The 20,141-nt window shown below is 39.8% G+C and carries 17 protein-coding genes; 14 read left to right on the plus strand and 3 right to left on the minus strand.

Annotated elements, in window-relative coordinates:
* Positions 1–67 precede the first annotated feature (67 nt).
* On the minus strand, positions 68–2,875 hold the full coding sequence (locus ABLC00_RS03155) for an ATP-binding protein (RefSeq protein ID WP_033846484.1): 2,808 nt from the start codon (positions 2,873–2,875) through the stop codon (positions 68–70).
* A 172-nt stretch (positions 2,876–3,047) separates the two neighbouring features.
* Here ABLC00_RS03155 and cysM point away from each other — a divergent pair, with 172 nt between their 5' ends.
* Genes cysM through ABLC00_RS03175 form a run of 4 tightly spaced genes read left to right on the plus strand, consistent with a single transcriptional unit; the run spans position 3,048 to position 8,549 of the window.
* Positions 3,048–3,980: a cysteine synthase CysM gene (gene cysM, locus ABLC00_RS03160; RefSeq protein WP_002054567.1), complete on the plus strand. Its 933-nt coding sequence runs from the start codon at positions 3,048–3,050 to the stop codon at positions 3,978–3,980.
* 12 nt (positions 3,981–3,992) lie between these two features.
* On the plus strand, positions 3,993–4,811 hold the full coding sequence (locus ABLC00_RS03165; RefSeq protein WP_033846485.1) for a 3'-5' exonuclease: 819 nt from the start codon (positions 3,993–3,995) through the stop codon (positions 4,809–4,811).
* Positions 4,812–4,820: 9 nt separating this feature from the next.
* Positions 4,821–6,212, plus strand: coding sequence for a 23S rRNA (uracil(1939)-C(5))-methyltransferase RlmD (rlmD, locus tag ABLC00_RS03170; RefSeq protein WP_033846486.1), 1,392 nt, complete (start codon positions 4,821–4,823; stop codon positions 6,210–6,212).
* 30 nt (positions 6,213–6,242) lie between these two features.
* Positions 6,243–8,549: a bifunctional (p)ppGpp synthetase/guanosine-3',5'-bis(diphosphate) 3'-pyrophosphohydrolase gene (locus tag ABLC00_RS03175; protein ID WP_002054537.1), complete on the plus strand. Its 2,307-nt coding sequence runs from the start codon at positions 6,243–6,245 to the stop codon at positions 8,547–8,549.
* 42 nt (positions 8,550–8,591) lie between these two features.
* On the opposite strand, the gene ABLC00_RS03180 is transcribed toward ABLC00_RS03175, so the two are convergent.
* Positions 8,592–9,365 carry an SDR family oxidoreductase gene (locus ABLC00_RS03180; RefSeq protein WP_033846487.1) on the minus strand — a complete coding sequence of 258 codons (774 nt, stop codon included), beginning with the start codon at positions 9,363–9,365 and terminating at the stop codon, positions 8,592–8,594.
* A gap of 111 nt (positions 9,366–9,476) precedes the next feature.
* Between ABLC00_RS03180 and mazG the strand changes: the two genes are divergently transcribed.
* From mazG to yjgA, 9 genes are all read left to right on the plus strand, one after another.
* The gene (gene mazG / locus ABLC00_RS03185) at positions 9,477–10,283 is read left to right on the plus strand and encodes a nucleoside triphosphate pyrophosphohydrolase (RefSeq protein WP_033846488.1); all 807 of its coding nucleotides are present in this window, start codon (positions 9,477–9,479) and stop codon (positions 10,281–10,283) included.
* Complete coding sequence (locus tag ABLC00_RS03190) at positions 10,252–10,662, plus strand: ComEA family DNA-binding protein (protein ID WP_033846489.1); 411 nt, start codon at positions 10,252–10,254, stop codon at positions 10,660–10,662. Before mazG ends, ABLC00_RS03190 begins: the two co-directional genes overlap by 32 nt.
* A gap of 125 nt (positions 10,663–10,787) precedes the next feature.
* Positions 10,788–12,251 (plus strand): polynucleotide adenylyltransferase PcnB, encoded by a 1,464-nt coding sequence (gene pcnB / locus ABLC00_RS03195; RefSeq protein ID WP_004710567.1) that lies wholly within the window; start codon positions 10,788–10,790, stop codon positions 12,249–12,251.
* Positions 12,248–12,730 carry a 2-amino-4-hydroxy-6-hydroxymethyldihydropteridine diphosphokinase gene (gene folK / locus ABLC00_RS03200; RefSeq protein WP_006581366.1) on the plus strand — a complete coding sequence of 161 codons (483 nt, stop codon included), beginning with the start codon at positions 12,248–12,250 and terminating at the stop codon, positions 12,728–12,730. The genes pcnB and folK overlap by 4 nt, the downstream gene beginning before the upstream one ends.
* Positions 12,731–12,775: 45 nt before the next feature.
* On the plus strand, positions 12,776–13,585 hold the full coding sequence (panB, locus tag ABLC00_RS03205; protein WP_000624763.1) for a 3-methyl-2-oxobutanoate hydroxymethyltransferase: 810 nt from the start codon (positions 12,776–12,778) through the stop codon (positions 13,583–13,585).
* Between the two features lie 3 nt (positions 13,586–13,588).
* Positions 13,589–14,437, plus strand: coding sequence for a pantoate--beta-alanine ligase (gene panC, locus ABLC00_RS03210; protein WP_002054580.1), 849 nt, complete (start codon positions 13,589–13,591; stop codon positions 14,435–14,437).
* Positions 14,438–14,459: 22 nt separating this feature from the next.
* The gene (rapZ, locus tag ABLC00_RS03215; protein WP_002054547.1) at positions 14,460–15,311 is read left to right on the plus strand and encodes an RNase adapter RapZ; all 852 of its coding nucleotides are present in this window, start codon (positions 14,460–14,462) and stop codon (positions 15,309–15,311) included.
* Positions 15,308–15,577 carry an HPr family phosphocarrier protein gene (locus ABLC00_RS03220; protein ID WP_000567533.1) on the plus strand — a complete coding sequence of 90 codons (270 nt, stop codon included), beginning with the start codon at positions 15,308–15,310 and terminating at the stop codon, positions 15,575–15,577. The genes rapZ and ABLC00_RS03220 overlap by 4 nt, the downstream gene beginning before the upstream one ends.
* 2 nt (positions 15,578–15,579) lie before the next feature.
* A complete protein-coding gene (gene yjgA / locus ABLC00_RS03225) occupies positions 15,580–16,116 on the plus strand; it encodes a ribosome biogenesis factor YjgA (protein ID WP_004710561.1) in 537 nt (178 codons plus the stop codon).
* A gap of 58 nt (positions 16,117–16,174) precedes the next feature.
* Here the strand turns inward: yjgA and ABLC00_RS03230 are convergent, their stop codons facing one another.
* Positions 16,175–17,803 (minus strand): acyl-CoA synthetase, encoded by a 1,629-nt coding sequence (locus tag ABLC00_RS03230; protein ID WP_033846491.1) that lies wholly within the window; start codon positions 17,801–17,803, stop codon positions 16,175–16,177.
* Between the two features lie 412 nt (positions 17,804–18,215).
* On the opposite strand from ABLC00_RS03230, the gene thrS reads away from it, so the two are divergent.
* Positions 18,216–20,138: a threonine--tRNA ligase gene (thrS, locus tag ABLC00_RS03235; protein WP_033846492.1), complete on the plus strand. Its 1,923-nt coding sequence runs from the start codon at positions 18,216–18,218 to the stop codon at positions 20,136–20,138.
* Positions 20,139–20,141: the final 3 nt, after the last annotated feature.

A 20,141-nucleotide genomic window follows, 5' to 3' on the forward strand; every position in this document is an offset into this window, starting at 1 on the left:
CGGAGCATAACATGGCTTGAAATTGGAAACATGACAGGTCAGTCATGCCTTTTTTACAGGTTCTTGTTTAGTCCGGTATAACTAAGATTTGATGAGCCGCACTTTCAACTTCTTTAATGACAAGACCTAATTCATCGAAACGTCTCATGACTTCTTCAATGAAGCCATCGTCAGCTCTGCGACGCTCTTTACGTAATGTTGAAACGAATTGCTCGAAGTCACCAGTAACTTGTTGAAGCTTTGGTGTGCCTACATAGCGAGTTGCACCATAGAGGCGGTGCAACACATGTTCGAGTTGAGGAAAGTCTTCAAGCTCAATGAGTTGCTGCATTTCACCTAACTCGGTTGGGAAACTGTCTACCAACATTTTCAATAAGTCTTGGGCAAGATCTTCTTTATTTGCAGCCAATTGTAGGCTTTGTTGCCAGTTTAATATTTCTGGGTCGAGTGCCTCGGCAACAACATGGTGATCTTTATCTAAAGCTTGTGCAGTGAAATTGTTTTTAGTCCATTGCGTTAAAATCTGAATGATTTGCTCCATTTGAATTGGTTTGGTGACATAGTCATTCATACCAACTTTCAGAAGCTTTTGTTTTTCATCAGCAAGAGCATGGGCTGTTAACGCAATAATTGGAAGCTGCATTTCTCCATCTAGCGTTGACTCTAGTGAACGGATCGCGCGAGTAGTATCAATGCCTGACATAACTGGCATTTGAATATCCATAAACACCAAATCAAACGGTTTGAGTTTTTGGTCAATGCGTTCTTGGATGATATTCAGCGCTTCTTGTCCACTTAAGGCTTTAGTGGTTTTAACATTTAACTCACCTAACAATGCGTCTAAAACAATTAAGTTCGGTAAATGGTCATCGACCGCTAAAATATGTAAACCCTGACCATTAAAGTCTTGTTGTTCCTCTTCAAAAATAGGTTGGTCACTTAATAATTGAATGAGTCCGCTACGGCTTAATGGTTGATAAAGTGGGCGAGCACGATATTCAGTGAGCATGTTTGGCTCAAGGGTCATTTGATAGCCGTAAACTGCTAAGTTGCCCTGATAGCGGCTACGAATTTCTTTAAGCAGAGCTTCTGTATCGCCACTATGATCAACAATAAGCCATGTATTGTCTTTCTGATCGAGGTGTTTTAGGCGGCTAAACAAGTCCAGAATTGATTGAGTTTCAATGTGTGGAACTTGGTAATTTTCAAGATAGTATCGTAATACACTTGCTGTTGCAGGATGTGCTAAATAAGACACCACTTGTAAGTGTTCGAAGTGAGGGTGTTCTATCTCATGTTCTTCATCTACAGCAAACTGTGCAGTAAACCAGAATGTTGAACCTTTTTCTGTTGGTGCACGTTCTTGGTTATCTTCAAAACCAATTTGTCCATGCATGAGATGAACCAGTTGTTTGGAAATTGCAAGGCCTAAGCCTGTACCACCAAATTGACGGGTAACAGATGCATCGCCTTGTGAAAATGATTCAAATAACTTTTTACGGTCAGTACCACTCAAACCAATACCACTATCTTGAACGCTAAAATGCAGCAAACATTGACCAATGTCATCATGTTCCATACGGACACGAACAATAATTTCTCCGTCTGGCGTGAACTTGATGGCATTTGAAATTAGGTTGGTCAAGATTTGCTTAAACCGTAAAGCATCTCCAATGACTTCTTGAGGAATGTTGTCTGCATAATAAAATGCCATGGCAATATGCTTTTGCGCAGCCAAAGGTGACAACATATCCATCACATCGAAAATAGCTTCTTCTAAATCAAACGGCGCTGTTTCAAGCTCTAATTTACCTGCATCAATTTTTGAGAAATCTAATACATCGTTAATTAATGCTAATAGATGGGCAGAAGATTTTCGAATAGTCTGTAAATAGAGATTTTGCTCATTACTTAGATTTTGTTGGCGAAGTAGTAAATGAATAAAGCCATCAATACTGTTAAGTGGTGTACGAAGCTCATGACTGATATTGGCAAGGAAAACTGATTTTGCCTGATTTGATGAAATCGCTTGGTCACGTGCTTGACGGTAAGTAATGTTTTGAACTTCGAGGGTATCTAATGTTCTACGTAAATCTTCTTCGGTTTGTTCGGTGTGTTCTTTAAGCTCTAAAAAACTAAAATGTAGTCTTTTCACCACACTTGCGATATCACGTTGGAGTAAGCGTAATTCACCCGTACTGTTAATGACCATATGCTGATCTAATGTGTCTGCATTAAGTCGCTGTAGTTGCATCCGAATTTCGTACATTGGTGCAACCCAGCGACGAGAGAAGAAATTTAGACAGAGCAAAAGTAAGAGCAGCGTCATTAAACTCGTAATAACTAAAGCGATCAGAATACGATAACGTGCTAATTCTAGTGGTTGATTATCCATTTCAATCACTAGCCAGACAGGGGTTTTACCTGTGATATTGCTGATGCGAACCCCATAAATATTGTTATTGTTATAAGAGATCGGACCAAAAAAACTATTGTTTTGCGTAAAGTTAGGCCAATAACGATTATCTCGATAGCCTACACTTAAGTAAGTCTGACCATTACTGTCAATTAAAGCAGCACGCTTGAGATTTTTTTCACTGAACATGCTTTGCATAATATGTTGAGCATGGTCATATTCATCGGGTTTGAGTTCTACTAATGTATAGAGATCTTTAGCGATTTGATTATAACGCGCCAAAATAGCTGAGGCATGATGCAGTTGCTGTTGTTTTGCAGAGTAAGATGTTTCAGTTAAAACCAGAAAAGCACCAACACCAGTTAAAATCATCATGGGCACAAAAATAAGAGCAATCAGTTGCCCATATGCATGATTCAGACGTAAGCGTTTCGATAAGGTTTTATTGAAATTAGACATGGCTACATCGGATTGATCTCTCTGTAGGGCATATTATCACGCTTTATTTTAAAACAGACGGCATTTTATAACTGACTGGGCTTTAATCACTTTAATTAAAAAGCATAGTGAAATGGGTGCAGTACCGATCATTTTTTCATACAATAGTGCCACCCCGATTTAGGTGTTGATCATGAGTAATACACAACCTGATTTTTTAGCCGACGAATTTTTGTTAGATCACTATGTAGGTAAAACACCTCTAGTCCGTTTGCAGCGCTTGGCTTGTCACACGCAGGCAACGGTTTTAGCAAAATTGGAAGGTAATAATCCGGCAGGTTCTGTAAAAGATCGCCCTGCATATAACATGATTATGCAGGCAGAAAAGCGTGGTCAAATTAAACCGGGCGATACGTTAATTGAAGCAACTAGCGGCAATACAGGTATTGCTTTGGCTATGGTTGCGGCAATGCGCGGCTATAAAATGAAACTTATCATGCCAAATAACATGAGCCAAGAACGCAAAGATGCGATGTTAGCTTATGGCGCAGAGCTGATAGAAGTGACTCCACAGCAAGGTATGGAAGGCGCACGTGATTTAGCTTTGCAAATGGAAAAAGACGGCAAAGGTCATGTTTTAAACCAGTTTGGTAATCCTGATAATGTTGAAGCTCATTACCTGACGACAGGTCCTGAAATCTGGAAGCAAACGGGTGGTAAAATTACTCACTTTGTAAGCTCAATGGGTACAACCGGTACTATTATGGGTGTTTCTAAGTATTTAAAAGAACAAAATCCAGACATTCAGATTGTGGGCTTACAACCAGCAGACGGTTCAAGTATTGCCGGTATTCGCCGCTGGCCAAAAGAATACTTACCAACAATTTTTGATAGCAGTCGTGTAGACCGAATTATTGATATTCCTCAAATTGAGGCGGAAAAAACCATGCGTAAATTGGCTCGTATGGAAGGTATCAGTGCAGGTACATCTTCAGGTGGTGCAGTTTGGGCATCAATTAAGATTGCAGAAGAAAATCCAGAAGCTGTTATTGTTTGCATTATCTGTGACCGTGGCGACCGCTACTTGTCTACAGGTTTGTTCTCAGTACAGGACGATAACTCATAATTGAGAGAAAGAATGCGTTTCCCAACTTTAGTTTTTGACATTGAAACTTTAACTGATTTAAAAGCGGGAGCGCATTTATATCATCTTGATTTGCCAGAGGCAGATGTTGAACAGGCACTCACAAAAATCCGCCGCCAAGAATCAGGTATGGATTTTCAGCGTTTGCCATTGCATGAAATCGTTTGTATCTCTGGTTTATGGATTGATGAATCGGGCTTTAGACTGTTTTCTTTTAGCCGAGAGCACTATTCAGAAGCTGAAATTTTACAGAAATTTCTATCTATTTTTGACAAGCGCCATCCCACTTTGGTGAGTTGGAATGGCTCACAATTTGATTTGCCGGTTATCTTGTTCCGTGCCATGTATCATGGTCTTTCTGCACCGGGCTTGTTCGATCAAGGTGAGCTTGATAGCCAGAAGCGTTTTAATAATTACCAAAACCGTTATCACCACCGTCATATTGATTTAATGGATGTGATGGCAATGTTTAATGGCCGTAATTTCCAGAAACTTGATGAGGTTGCCTGTATTTTAGGTTTACCAGGTAAGCGTGGTGAATCGGGGTATCATGTTCCTGAATATGTACGTGCTCAGCAATGGTTAAAGTTAACCAGTTATTGTGAGGGTGATGTACTCAATACATGGTTTATTTATTTGCGTTGGTTGTTACTTAAAGGTCAAATCAATGTAGATAAACATAATCATTGGATTAGTTCTAGTATTGAATATTTACAGACTATGCCTCAGCAGGCCGATTTTCTTGAAGTGTGGCAACGTACGTCGAAACATACCGACTTTACATGCCACTATTTTAATCCTTTAGATTTTTAGGTTCATTCTTTGAAACAGCAAGCCAAATCTCGCAAAGCTCAGCAACCTGAATATATTTTTCAGGTTGAAACTCTTTCTCATGAGGGGCGAGGAATTGCGCACTATGGTTCTCATCCGGATCATCCGGCAGATAAGCATGGTAAAAAGGTATTTATCCGTTATGCGTTGCCTGGAGAAACAGTAAAGGCTCAAATTACGCATGAGGCTAAGCGCCTTGAAGAAGCTGAAATGATTGAGCTTTTAGCAGAACCTTCGTCAAATCGCGTAGAGGCTGTTTGTCCTCATTATGGTATTTGTGGCGGCTGTAGCATGCAGCACATTCATCCAGATGAGCAAATTCGCTTAAAGCAAAATGTACTCCAGTCACATTTACAACACTTTGCGGGTATTCAACCTGAACAGTGGTTAGAGCCAATTCGATCTTTACAAAGTGATTATCGCCGTCGAGCGCGTATTGGTGTGCGCTATTTGCCAAAACAGGACCGTTTGATTTTAGGGTTTCGTGAGCATCATAGTAATCGTTTAACTTCTATCCATACCTGTAGTGTTTTGGACAAAAAATTATCAGATAGTCTGCCAGAATTACGTACTTTACTCCAAAGTCTAAAAGGCAAAGCGCATATTGGTCATGTAGAATTAGCAAAAGGTGATGATGAAATTTCTTTATTGGTTCGCCATGTAGAAAAATTAAACAATTCTGATGTCAACCAATTAAGACAATTCGCGTTACACAAAGGCTGGCAGTTGTATTTGCAACCTAAAGGTCCCGAAAGTCTTCGTCGTATTGATGAAGAGCAAGGCGCTATGCGATTACATTATGCTTTAAATGCATTTGAAGTAAATTTTGCTTTTTCGCCATTGGATTTTACGCAGGTCAATGGCACAGTAAATGAACAAATGGTGCAATTGGCATGTGAATTGCTTCAATTGCAGCAGGGTGAAAGAGTACTGGATCTGTTTTGCGGATTAGGTAATTTTTCGCTTCCACTTGCACGATGTGTTGGTGCAAATGGACAAGTTGTTGGTGTGGAAGCAAGTGAAGAAATGGTGCAGCGAGCAACGGATAATGCCAAGTGCAACAATCTGGTGCAAGCAAGCTTCTTTTCACAAGATTTAACAAAAGATTTTTCGCATCATTCTTGGGCAAATCAAGGATTTGATGCATTATTGATTGATCCTCCTCGTGCTGGTGCATATGAAATTATGCAGTATGTACCAAACTTTGGAGCAAAAAGAATCGTTTATGTATCATGTAATCCAGCAACACTAGCAAGGGATGCAGGTGTTTTGGCTCAACATGGATACAAGTTAAAAAAAGCAGCGGTTATGGACATGTTTACGCACACAGAACATGTTGAATCAATTGCTTTATTTGAAAAAATTCAAGAGATAAACGATTAAAAACATGAGTTACATATCCAGGAGAATGGTATGGTCACAGTACGTGAACAGTTACCTGAACAACTAACTGAGTTGTCAGAGGAAACGACTGTAGAGCATGCCGCCGAAACACAAGTCGGTTTAGCCTCATGGTTGGATCGGGTTCGTGAAATATTAGATGGGGCAGAGCTTAAACAACTCGAAGAGGTTGCGCATTTAACCCTGCAAAAAGAGTTAGATTCAACGGTTAATCATCGTTCCAATACATTTGCTACTGGTGTTGGAATGGCGGATATTCTGGCGCATTTACATGTAGATGAAGATACTTTATCTGCTGCAATGCTTTATCGTAGTGTTCGTGAAGACATTACTGATATAGAAGAAGTAAAGCGCAAGTTTGGTGAGCAAGTCTATAACCTTGTCAAAGGTACTTTGGCAATGGGTAAGCTTTCAGAACTCATTGAAAAAAATAAACGACTAGAAGACCATTTTAATAACAACCAGAGGGAACATTTAAGCGGCATTTATAAAATGCTGATTTCAGTGACTGAAGATGTCCGTGTTGTTTTAATTAAGTTAGCTGAGCGTACTTATTCTTTACGTGAGTTGGCCAATTCGTCACGTGAGCGTCAAGAGCGTGTAGCGCGTGAAATTCTAACTATTTATTCGCCATTAGCGCACCGTTTGGGTATTGCACAGCTTAAGTGGGAACTAGAAGATTTAGCCTTTCGTTATTTGGCACCAGACCGTTATAAAGAGATTGCTTCATTACTAAATGAAAAGCGTCTTGAGCGCGAACACTATATTCAGTTCGTAATCGACCGCTTAAAAAATGAATTGGCATCTTACGGTATTGAGGCGGAAATTACAGGTCGAGCAAAACACATTTATTCGATTTATCGAAAAATGAAAAGTAAAAACCTGAGTTTCGATCAGCTTTATGATATTCGTGCCTTACGTGTGTTAGTCAATAGCGTGCCGGAGTGTTATCACTCATTAGGTATTGTTCATCAAATCTGGCGCCATATTCCACACCAGTTTGATGACTATATTACCAACCCGAAAGCTAATGGTTATCGCTCATTACATACTGCTGTAATTGCTGAAAATAAATCTTTAGAGGTACAAATCCGTACTCATGAGATGCATGATGAAGCAGAATTAGGCGTATGTTCGCACTTTAACTACAAAGAAGGCTCGAAGAATACCGACCATTCTTTTAACCATCGTTTACATTCGCTTCGTGCCGTTTTGGAACATTACCAAGAACGTAATGAAACCACCGTACACCAAAACGAAGATGAGACGGAAGGCTTTGATCAGCTTCAAGACTTTGAAGGTTTTGAAAAGATTTATGTGTTTAGCCGTGATGGTGATATTAAAGAATTACCACGTGGTTCAACGGTTTTAGACTTTGCTTACCATGTGCATACAGAAGTAGGAAACAAGTGTTATGCGGCACGTGTTAACCAACGCTATGTACCATTAACCTATACGCTAAAAACTGGTGAACAGGTCGAGATTTTAACCAAAAAAGACCGTGAGCCTAACCGTGACTGGTTGGTGAACTCTTTAGGGTATATCAAGACAGCTCGTGCACGTGACAAACTACGTCATTGGTTCAGACAGCAAGATCGTAGCAAGAACCTTGAAGTTGGCCGTGAGTTATTAAACAAAGAATTGTCTCGATTGGCGATTCACCCTAAGAGTATCGACCTGAACGACTACTCATCACATTTTAATGTGAAAACAGGGGATGACATTTTAGTTAGTCTGGTCAGCGGTGATATCAGCTTGCATGCCTTGATTAATCAGATTAATCGTCAAATGCATCTGGATCAGGATGAGCCTGAGCTGGTACTTAAACCAACATTAAATCCACGTGCCAGTCATACTTTGTCGGCGCATGGCATCTTAATTGATGGTTTAGACAATGTTGAGTTACATATTGCGCAGTGTTGCCAACCGGTTCACGGGGAGTCAATTGCTGGCTATATCACATTGAACCGTGGTGTAAGTATTCACAAAGTCTTGTGCTCTGATTATCAACGTATGATCAAGCAAGAACCAGAACGTGCTGTTGAAGCCGATTGGGAAATGCAGCCAACTCGTGGTCAAAGTGTTCAAATTGTGGTTGAAGCTTACGATCGTCGTGGTTTGCTCAAAGACTTAACTCAAGTGATTTTTTCTGACCAAATTAATATTCGTCAGGTGAATACAATTTCTGAGGCAGATGGTATTGCCAATATGAAGTTGCTTATTGAGGTGAAAGGTTTGGCTCAGCTTTCACGTTTGTTAGCTCGTTTAGAGCAACAACCTGGAATTATTAGCGCACGACGCATGATTCAAGGTGTTTAATTAAATTAAAAAAGGCCGTCATTTGACGGCCTTTTTTATAAGCTACTTTCTCGATAAATAAATATTAGTTAAACGATTTAGAAACTGTGGGCTTATTGTTGAGAGTTGATAAAGCAATTTGGTTTTTATGCCAACAGGAGTATGAGTAGGAGTCCAGAAATGAGCTTTTTTCTCGACAAGTGAAAGGACCTGCTGAGCAATATCATTTGGAGTTAAGTCAACGCCCATATTTTGAATACTACCTGCATCCATATTATTGACCATTGCGGTTTGTACAAATAAAGGCATCACATCTAAAACACGAATACCATATTTTTTCCATTCCACATCTAAACCTTCGGTAATTCCGCGAACTGCAAACTTACTGGCTGAATATGAAATGAGATCAGCTTGCCCATAAATTGCAGAAGCTGAAGAGAGATTAATGACGCGTGCAAAAGAAGCTTGTTTTAAATAAGGGAGTGCAGCATGGCAACCGTTGATTACACCGTTTACATTAATATTGATTGTTCTTTGGTGTGAATTGATATCGATGTGTTCAAAAGCCCCAGAATATAAAATTCCTGCGTTATTCACTAAAATATTAAGCTCGCCAGCCCAGTCAGTAAATTCTTTTAATATATGTTGCCATTGCTCGTAATCACTGACATCTAAATAACCAGCGCATGCATTGGGTCCTAACTCTGTTGCTAAGCTTTGAGCAAGTGATTCGTTAATATCATAAATGCCTACTTTATATCCTTGGTTGTAAAATACTCGTGCAATTTCTGCTCCAATACCTTGAGCTGCGCCACTAATCAGAATGCTATGTTTCATCTTTTTTTCTCTTTATCGTTACAATATGACGAATGATTTGCCGCTTTAATTTTGATCATAGCAAATTAAGATTTTAAATTTACTGACCAACTTTTTAAACTTGAGGGTTAAATGGATAAATTGCTTAAAATTATGCAAGAGCTACGTGAAAAATGTCCGTGGGATCAAGAGCAAACCCCAATGTCACTGACTAAATATGCAATTGAAGAAGCATATGAAGTCGAAGCTGCTATCCGTCAGGGCGATATTGATGAAATTCGAAATGAGTTGGGTGATTTGTTATTACAAGTTGTATTTCAATCGCAAATGTTTAGCGAACAAGGGGCGTTCAATTTTCAAGATGTAGTTGAGGCAATTAGTGAAAAATTGATAAGACGTCATCCACATGTTTTCCAGGCTGATCAATTTAATAACTTAACACCAGAACAAGTAAGCGAGTTATGGAAACAAATTAAACGACAAGAAAAGCAAGGCAAGCCGAAATCAAGATTAGATGAAATTAAACATGGTCCTGCACTGACTCAAGCACAGGAAATTCAAAAGAATGTTGCAAAAGTCGGATTTGATTTTGAAACAGTAGAAGATGCTTATGTAAAATTAGAAGAAGAATTAGGTGAATTCAAAGAGGCGCTTAAAAATCAAAATATTGATGAAATTCAAGACGAATTTGGGGATTGTCTGTTTTCATTGGTCAATATAGGACGTAAACTTAACATTTCAAGTGAAACTTCACTTTTATCAACCATACATAAATTTAGAAGTCGTTTTGCTTTTATTGAAGAGCAAGCTATAAAACAGCAAAGAACATTAGAAGACATGACCTTGTCCGAGATGGATGAATTGTGGAACCAAGCAAAACGACAATTACATTCAGGGGAAAAACGACATGCGATACAGCATGAGACTTTGGAAAAATAATTGTTTTATTTTAATGATGTTGTGCTTAGGTGTGATTTCACCTTCGGTTTTTGCTCAATCGTTTGATCAGAATTTTCAGGAATGGAAGGCTAAACAGCAGATGTACGACCAAAAGTTAAACGTCTCTAAATCTTCTCATTCTTATGGTTCTAAAATTTATCAAACGAAGAGTTTAAATGATTCTATTGGGCAGATTCATTTAAATCAGGCTACTGTAAATGAGTTTCGGCAGTTAAAAGGTATAGGTGAGAAAAAGGCTCAAGCGATTGTGGAATACAGGCAAAAGAATGGTGGTTTTAAAAATATTGATGAAATTAAAAACGTCAAAGGAATCGGCCCCGCTATTTTTGAAAAAAATAAATCACGTTTAGCCTTATAAAAGTTCTATTCGTCAATTATCATTTCCTGCGCAATCTAAAGAGAATCAAATTGCCCTTTGTGTGTGTTAGAGCTATGATTAGCGACAACTTGTTATTTACGTCCTGACGTAGGAGACAGCGTCTTTTGCAAACCTTGCGAGCGTCAAAATGTGGTTTGTCCACAGCCCAACTTCCTTCTTCGATTTTAGATGTGATCGATAGTCTGACCAAAGCAGGCTATGAAGCTTATATTGTTGGGGGTGGTGTCCGTGATTTAATGCTAGGACTCAATCCTAAAGATTTCGATGCAGTCACCAATGCAACACCTTCTCAAATTAAAGAAGTTTTTGGTCGTCGATGCCGAATTATTGGCCGTCGATTTGAATTGGCACATGTCTATTCAGGACGTGAGCTGATCGAAGTTGCGACTTTCCGTGCTCCTCCTAAAAAAGCAGTTACCAATGCTTCTGGCATGATTTTGCGTGACAATAACTGGGGAACCATCGAACAGGACTTTGCTCGACGCGATTTTTCTATCAATACGCTTTATTACCAACCACGTAAGGGTATTGTGCTCGATTTTTGTAAAGCAATTGATGATGTCAAGAATAAGACTTTACGTTTATTGGGCGATCCTGTGCAACGTTTTGAAGAAGATCCGGTGCGTATGCTACGGACGTTACGTTTTGCAGCTAAGCTAAATTTTAAAATTGATCCAGCAATTCTCGATATTTTTGATGTTGAGATGACACAATTGCTTCGTGATGTTTCTCCGCACCGTTTATACGATGAGTCTCAGAAGCTTTTCACAATGGGTCATTTGGCACGTGTATTACCAATGCTAATTGAATTTGGCGTGTGGAAGCAGCTTTTTGCTGATATTCGTCCAGATCTCACCCCATTTATTCAACGCGCTGCAAAAAATACAGATCAACGCATTCAAATTGGTAAAACCATTAACCCTGCATTTTTCTATGCAGTTTTATTGTGGCAGCCATTTTTAGAGCGTTGTGACTTTTATTTATCAAAAGGCGTTGTTCCAGCCGAAGCACGTGCTCAAGCAGGTTTAGATGTTTTAAAACGTCAAGCGACACGTACAGTCATTCCTCGTTTTGCCGAAACTTTTATTCGTGAAGTTTGGGAAATGCAAACCCGATTGCTTAATCCAAAGCCACAGCAAATTGAAGCATTGGCAAGCCATGCGCGTTTCCGTGCAGGCTTTGACTTCTTATTACTTCGTGAAAAGTCAGGAGATGACACAACACAAGGAATGGGAAGCTGGTGGGATGCTTACCAAGAAATGTCAAACGATGAAAAAGAAGCTGCGATTAGCCAATATAATCGTCAAAAAGCTAAAAGTCGTCGTAAGGTTGCTGTTGAACCTATTGAAAACAATAGAGCTGATGCAGAAATTGAGCCTTTGGTGGATGTTCCAGAGCCTCGAAGCCGTCGTGGTAAGAAAGAACGTGCACGACAAGAGCAGTCTGTCGATCGTTTTATGGAAAAATCTTCCACATCACAAACCAATATGACGAGCGATCACCCAATTTTAAAGCGCAAGCGGGTACAACGTGATTTGAGCCAAGTTATTTTTGGGCCGACACAATGACAGTAACCACATATATTGGCTTAGGAAGTAACCTAGGTGACTCGCGCCAGATTTTGTCTGAAGCGATAGCCAAGCTTAAAACTATTGGTGAAGTGAAGGTATCCAAACTGTACCAAAGCCCACCAATGGGTCCCCAAGATCAACCCAATTATCTAAATGCAGTAGCTCAGCTAAAAACTGAGTTACTTCCGCTTGACTTACTCGATCATTTACAGCGTTTTGAGCAAGAAGCTGGGCGAGTAAGACTCCGTCATTGGGGGGAGCGAACTTTGGACCTAGACCTGCTGATTTATGGTGATGAAAAAATACAAAATGAGCGCTTAACGGTGCCGCATGTAGGAATAATGCAACGAGATTTTGTTGTGATTCCTTTATTAGATTTAGACGCTGATTTACATATCAATGATCAGCCACTTAAGAATTTAGAACTCTTACAGCAGCCAACGCTGACTGTACTTGCTGATGAGTCTTGGGCTTAAAGTCTGACTTATTACGTTCTGCAAACTCCTGTAGAGGATACCATCATGATTAGTCTAAGTGACTTAAGAAAATTTAAAGCCGAAGGACGTAAGTTCTCTTGTCTAACTTGTTACGATGCAAGTATGGCAAAAGCAATGGAACTTGCTGAAATTGATACTATCTTAATTGGTGATTCTCTTGGAATGGCAATTCAAGGTCGTGATTCAACTTTACCTGTAACTGTTGAAGACATGGCTTATCATACAGCGGCAGTGCGCCGTGGTAACCAGCATGCTTTGATTATGACTGATTTACCATTTATGAGTTATGCCACTTTAAATGATGCTTTGCAGAATGCGAAAACAGTTATGCAAGCTGGTGCGCAGATGATCAAAATCGAAGGTGGCGCATGGCTAAGTGAAACTGTACAGGTGTTAACACGTAATGGTGTGCCTGTATGCGTACATTTAGGTTTAACCCCTCAGTCTGTACATGTTTTTGGTGGCTACAAACTACAAGCTAGAACCCGTGAAGCAGCGGATCAACTTATTGCTGACTGTACGGCGGTGGTTGAAGCGGGCGCGGCAGTTTTATTGCTCGAGTGTGTTCCGGCACAATTAGGTCAAGAAATTGCTGAATTATTCCCGAATACTCCTGTGATTGGTATTGGGGCAGGTAATGCAACTGATGGTCAGGTACTTGTAGTACAAGACATGTTAGGTTTAACTTTTGGTCGAGTTGCACGTTTTGTGCGTAACTTTATGAAAGAACAATCTGGTGAAACAGCGATTTTAGATGCTTTTAAAGCTTTTCATGCTGCTGTACAGGACCAGTCGTTCCCAGCCAAAGAACATACTTTCCAAGTTGAGCTGTAATTCATGAAAACAGAAACCACTATACAAGGCTTAGCTGCTTCTTTAAATCCTGCTAGAGCTGCACGTAAAATCATTGGTTTTGTCCCAACTATGGGAAATCTACATGAAGGCCATCTCACCCTTGTTCGTGAAGCGAAAAAGTTATGTGATGTTGTGGTTGTGAGTATCTTCGTAAACCCGACCCAATTTGGTCCGGGTGAAGATTTTGATAACTATCCACGTACTTTAGAGCAGGACAGTCGTCTACTTGCTGATGTTGGTTGTGATATTATTTTTGCGCCTTCAGTTGAGCAAATGTACGGTACACAACCTCGTTTAACTAATATTAGTGTAAGCCAGATTACAGATGACTTATGCGGTAGTTCACGTCCTGGGCACTTTGACGGTGTAGCGCTAGTTGTCACAAAACTCTTTAATATTGTGCAACCGAATTATGCTTTTTTTGGTCAAAAAGATTATCAACAGTTGGCGGTGATTCGCCAGTTTGTACAAGACTTAAATATTCCATTAGAAGTGATTGGCGTACCCATTGTTCGTGCAGCAGATGGTTTAGCACTGAGTTCAAGAAATGGTTATTTGACTCCGGAACAACGTCAGATTGCGCCAGTCATCTATCAAGGACTAAAGCAAGCTGAAGAGCAATTACACCAAGGTAAAGATTTACAACAAGTCTTGGCAGATTTAAAAACGTTGTTGACAGACAATGGTTTTGTTGTGGATTATGTGGAAGCTCGTCAGCCAAACTTGTTGGCTGTGTCTCAATTTGATCGTGATATTGTGTTGTTTGTCGCGGCTAAGTTGGGCGGAACACGTTTAATTGATAATTTACAAGTTGCCTTTACACCTCAATAATACATAAAAGGACAGCCATGCCATGAAGCGTATACTTATCGTGACAGGACAGTCTGGTTCAGGAAAATCTTCAGCTCTTCAAGTATTAGAAGATTTGGGCTATTACTGTATTGATAATTTACCTTTGGCATTGCTGCCTGAAATTGTGGCAAAGCTAGATCATGAAAATAATCTTGAACAGCTGGCTTTAGGTGTAGATGTCCGAAGTACTCGGGCTGATATGCAAGAGTTCGACCATGTTTTTGAGCAATTACAAAAACATGGTACGGTTGATGTGATTTATCTGACGACACAAGATCAGGATTTGATTGCACGATTTAGTGCGTCGCGTCGTCCACATCCGTTGGCAAATCGCTTCAAAAGCCTTTTGCAATGTATTCATGAAGAAAAGCAGTTACTGATTCCAATTCAGTTTCGAGCAACGGTTCATATTGATACCACTGATAAAAGTGTTCATGATTTAAAACATATCTTGCTGTCAAAATTAGGGCAGTCAGATAATCTGATTGTTATATTGCAGTCATTTGGTTATAAACATGGCATTCCTTTAGATGCCGACTATGTTTTTGACGTACGGCATTTACCAAATCCGCATTGGGATTTAGAATTACGCCGCTTTTCTGGTTTAGACGAGCCAGTTAAGCAGTTTTTAGAAGCAAGTCCGCAAGCAAACGAAATGTTTGAGGATATACACCACTTCTTAAGAAAATGGCTGCCGGCATTTGCTGAAGGGCATCGTCATTATATGACGGTTTCAATAGGTTGCACTGGCGGCCAGCATCGTTCAGTTTATATGGTAGATAGACTAAAACAAGCACTTGAGGCAGAATGGTCTGTTCAGGTCTTACACAGAGAAATGAAGCACTGGTCATGATAGACACAACTGTTGATGTAATTAATAAACTCGGTTTACATGCACGTGCATCAGGAAAACTGATAGAGGTCACTACAAAGTTTCGTTCGTCAATTCAGATTGGTAAGGGCGATCATTTAGTAGATGCTAAAAATATTATGTCGTTACTGATGTTAGGTGCAGGAAAAGGGACCACTTTACGTTTGGTCATTGATGGCACTGACGAAGAACAGGCATTAAATGAAGTACAGGCGTTATTCGCCGCAAAATTTTATGAGGCAGATTAATCGTGGCACGTCGTCCCCAGCGTTATACTGAAGAAGATTTTGATTCTTTAGAAGGACGTGCAAGTAAAACCGAACAGAAAAAAGCAGTTCAACGTATGGCTGCTTTAGGTGAGCAGTTAGCACAACTTTCTATCAAACAGATTCAAAAGCTTCCGGTTGATGAGCGTTTAATTGATGCTCTTTTAGAAGTCCAGAATATTAGTTCGTTTGAAGCACGCCGTCGCCAATTTCAACGTGTTGGTAAACTCTTGCGTAATGAAGATGAGACAGTCATTTTATCTTATTTGACTCCTCAACAAGGCGCGAAAAAACAAGCTCAACTTATGCGTTGGGTAGATCGTATGATCGAGCAAGGTGATCCTGCAATTAACGAGTTTAGTAAAATCTATAATGCATCAGAACGTCATACTTTGCGTCAGCATGTGTTAAGGATTAACCGTGATAAGACTCAGCAAGTTCCAGAAGCAGATCTTGAAGCATCTAAAGGTAAGTTTATTAACTACGTGCAACAAGTCGCTTTATTGTCAGATCAAGGTTAATTTCGTTTTAACTAAAAAAGCGACGTTTAACACGTCGCTTTTTTATTTCCTATATTGTTTAAACGCGTTCTTTTGCCCATTCACGCAAAATGAATTTTTGCAATTTGCCTGTTGAGGTTTTTGGAATTTCAGTAATCACTACATCTTTGGGAACTTTAAAACGTGCCAGTTCTTTTTGACAATGTGCAATAATTTCTTCAGGAGTCACTGTAGCACCCGTTTTTAATTCAATAAATGCACATGGTACTTCTTGCCAACGTTCATCAGGTTTTGCCACAACAGCCGCTGTTAAAACCGCAGGGTGTTTATATAAAACATCTTCAACTTCTAAAGATGAAATATTCTCTCCGCCCGAGATAATAATATCTTTAGAGCGGTCAGTAATTTTTGCGTAACCATCTGGATGGCAAACAGCTAAATCTCCAGTATGAAACCAGCCACCAGCGAAAGCTTCTTCGGTTGCCTTTGGATTTTTTAAATATCCTTTCATAACAATATTGCCACGGAACATAATTTCTCCCATGGTTTCACCGTCATTTGGAACTGGTTGCATCGTTTTAGGGTCTAGTACTCGCATACTATCTTGAAGTGGATAAGGCACACCCTGACGAGAGTGTAGTTGCGCTTGTTCAGTAATTGATAGGTCACTCCATCCTGCTTGAGAGGCACAAAGGGCAGATGGTCCATAGGTTTCGGTTAATCCATAGACGTGGTTGACATTGATTCCAATATTTCGCATACCTTCAATTACAGCGACAGGTGGAGCAGCACCTGCCACCATAACTTCAACATGATGTTCTATGATTCGCTGCTTTTCTTTTGGTAGATTAATAATCATGGATAAGACGATTGGAGCGCCACAGAAGTAATCAACTTTATGTTTAGCAATAAGCTGCATCACCAGTTCGGGGTCAACTTTGCGTAAACAAATATTGGTTCCGCCACTTGCTGCAATACTCCACGCAAAGCACCAACCATTGCAGTGAAAAAGAGGAAGTGTCCATAAATAAACAGCTCGAGGTTTCATACCGCAAGCTAAAATATTACTAGCTGCATTTAAATAAGCACCTCGGTGGTGATAAACCACTCCTTTAGGATTACCCGTTGTTCCTGATGTGTAATTTAAACTAATTGCATCCCACTCATCTTGCGGTAAATGCCATTCGAAATTAGCATCGCCTTGAGCTATCCATTCTTCATATTCAAACGAACCAAGAAATTGATTTTCACCTTCATATTCTTCATCAGCTACATCAATCACAATGATATGTTGGTTTGGAATGAGTGATAGGGCTTCTCGGGCTAAATTAACAAACTCGGGGTCAACCAAAAGCACTTTCGTCTCAGCATGCTCTAGCATAAAAGCGATGGTTTTAGCATCTAAACGGGTGTTTAGTGTATTAAGAACGGCACCTGCCATAGGGACAGCAAAATGGGCTTTAATCATTGCTGGTACATTTGGCAATAAAACTGAAACGGTATCGTTTTTAGTTATGCCTAATTGTTGAAGCTGAGATGCAAATTGACGGCAGCGCTGATAAGTTTCTTTCCATGAAATCTGACGATTACCATGAATGATAGACGCTTGGTCTGGATAGATATAAGCTGCACGTTCTAAATAGCGCAGAGGGGATAACGCAACAAAGTTTGCGGGTGTGCGTGGTAATTCATCGTATGCACTAACCATGTGAAATAACTCCATGTTCTATTTTTTAATTCATTCTTTGAAAATATGACTTAATATTAATCAAAGCATTAATGCTTTAGTCTTAAACAGAAATACCCCTCAGTCAGGAAATGAGCACAAATGCTATTTTCAACATCTTAAAACAGTTCTGATGAATAATTATCCTATTTATGTATTTCTTAAAATTTAGGTAGAGCACTTATTAAAGTCACTTATTGCTGTTTACCGTATAAGCAAAATGTATTTATGATTTTATGAGTACAAAGGTTTTCACTTGGCTTGAACAAGTGTAAAATCTTTCAGGTTTTTTAATTTTGATTTACACCGTTTTTATATTTTGAGGCTTGCCTCGATCATAATCTCGCGGTGAAATGCTCCTTCGTATAGGGCATCACTCCTTAAGGATTTTTCTATGCCAATTATCACATTGCCAAATGGCGATCAAAAGAATTTTGATCACCCTGTATCTGTTATGGAAGTCGCTCAAAGTATTGGGCCTGGTTTAGCAAAAAATACCGTTGCTGGACGAGTAAATGATCGCTTAGTTGATGCATGTGACTTAATTACTGAAGACTCGACCTTACAAATTATCACTCCAAAAGATGAAGAAGGTCTTGAGATCATTCGCCACTCTTGTGCACACCTTGTAGGGCATGCAGTAAAGCAACTTTTCCCTGAAGCAAAGATGGTGATTGGTCCAGTCATTGAAGAAGGTTTCTATTACGACATCTGGATGCCACGTCCTTTTACATTAGATGATATGGCAGCAATCGAAGAGCGTATGAAAAAGCTCATCGATCAAGATTATGACGTTATCAAAAAAATGACTCCACGTGATGAAGTCATTGCTGAATTTACTGCTCGTGGTGAAGAATACAAATTACGCTTGATTGCAGACATGCCTGAAGAAACTCAAATGGGCTTGTACTACCATCAAGACTATTTAGATATGTGTCGTGGTCCGCACGTACCGAACACAAAATTCTTAAAATCATTCAAGCTTACTAAAATCTCTGGTGCTTACTGGCGCGGTGATGCGAAGAATGAACAGCTTCAACGTATTTACGGTACGGCTTGGGCTGATAAAAAACAATTAGCAGCTTACATCAAGCGTATTGAAGAAGCTGAAAAGCGTGACCACCGTAAAATTGGTAAAGCATTAGACTTGTTCCATATGCAAGAAGAAGCACCGGGTATGGTGTTCTGGCATGCAAATGGTTGGACTATTTATCAAGTACTAGAGCAGTACATGCGTAAAGTTCAGCAAGACAATGGTTACCAAGAAATTAAAACTCCGCAAATCGTAGACTTTACGCTTTGGGAGAAATCTGGTCACGCAGCAAACTATGCAGAAAACATGTTTACGACTCATTCAGAAAGTCGTAACTATGCTGTAAAACCAATGAACTGTCCTTGTCACGTTCAAGTGTTCAACCAAGGATTAAAATCTTACCGTGATTTACCAATTCGTTTAGCTGAGTTTGGTTCTTGTCACCGTAATGAACCATCTGGTTCTTTACACGGTATTATGCGTGTTCGTGGCTTTACACAAGATGATGCACATATCTTCTGTACTAAAGAACAGATTGGTAAAGAAGTTGCAGATTTTATTCAACTTACTTTAGACGTTTATAAAGACTTTGGCTTTGAAGAAGTTCAAATGAAGTTGTCTACTCGCCCAGAAAAACGTGTAGGTGATGACGCTCTTTGGGATTTAGCTGAAAAATCTTTAGCAGATGCTTTAGATGCAGCTGGTCTTAAATGGGAATTGCAGCCGGGTGAAGGCGCATTCTATGGTCCAAAGATTGAGTTCTCTTTAAAAGACTGTCTTGGTCGTGTATGGCAATGTGGTACCATTCAATGTGACTTCAACTTGCCAGTTCGTTTAGACGCTTCTTATGTAACTGAAGAAAACGAACGTGATCAGCCTGTAATGTTGCATCGTGCAATTCTTGGTAGTTTTGAGCGTTTTATTGGTATACTAATTGAACACTACGCTGGTTTCATGCCACCTTGGTTGTCACCTGTACAAGCATGTGTCATGAACATTACCGATGCTCAAGCTGAAGCAAGTGAGCAAGTTGTGGCAAAACTCAAGGAAAATGGCCTTCGCGCTATTTCTGACTTGAGAAATGAAAAAATCGGATTTAAGATTCGTGAGCGTACTCTAGAGCGCATTCCTTACCTGTTAGTTCTTGGTGATCGAGAAGTTGAAGAAGGTACAGTGAATGTACGTACTCGCTCAGGAAAAAATTTAGGTACTATGTCAGTGGATGCTTTCATTGACTTAGTGAAATCTGCCGTCGCCGAACGTGGCCGGTATATTGTGGAGTAAGAA

The organism is Acinetobacter nosocomialis (assembly GCF_041021905.1).
In the GTDB taxonomy this organism is placed as follows: domain Bacteria; phylum Pseudomonadota; class Gammaproteobacteria; order Pseudomonadales; family Moraxellaceae; genus Acinetobacter; species Acinetobacter nosocomialis.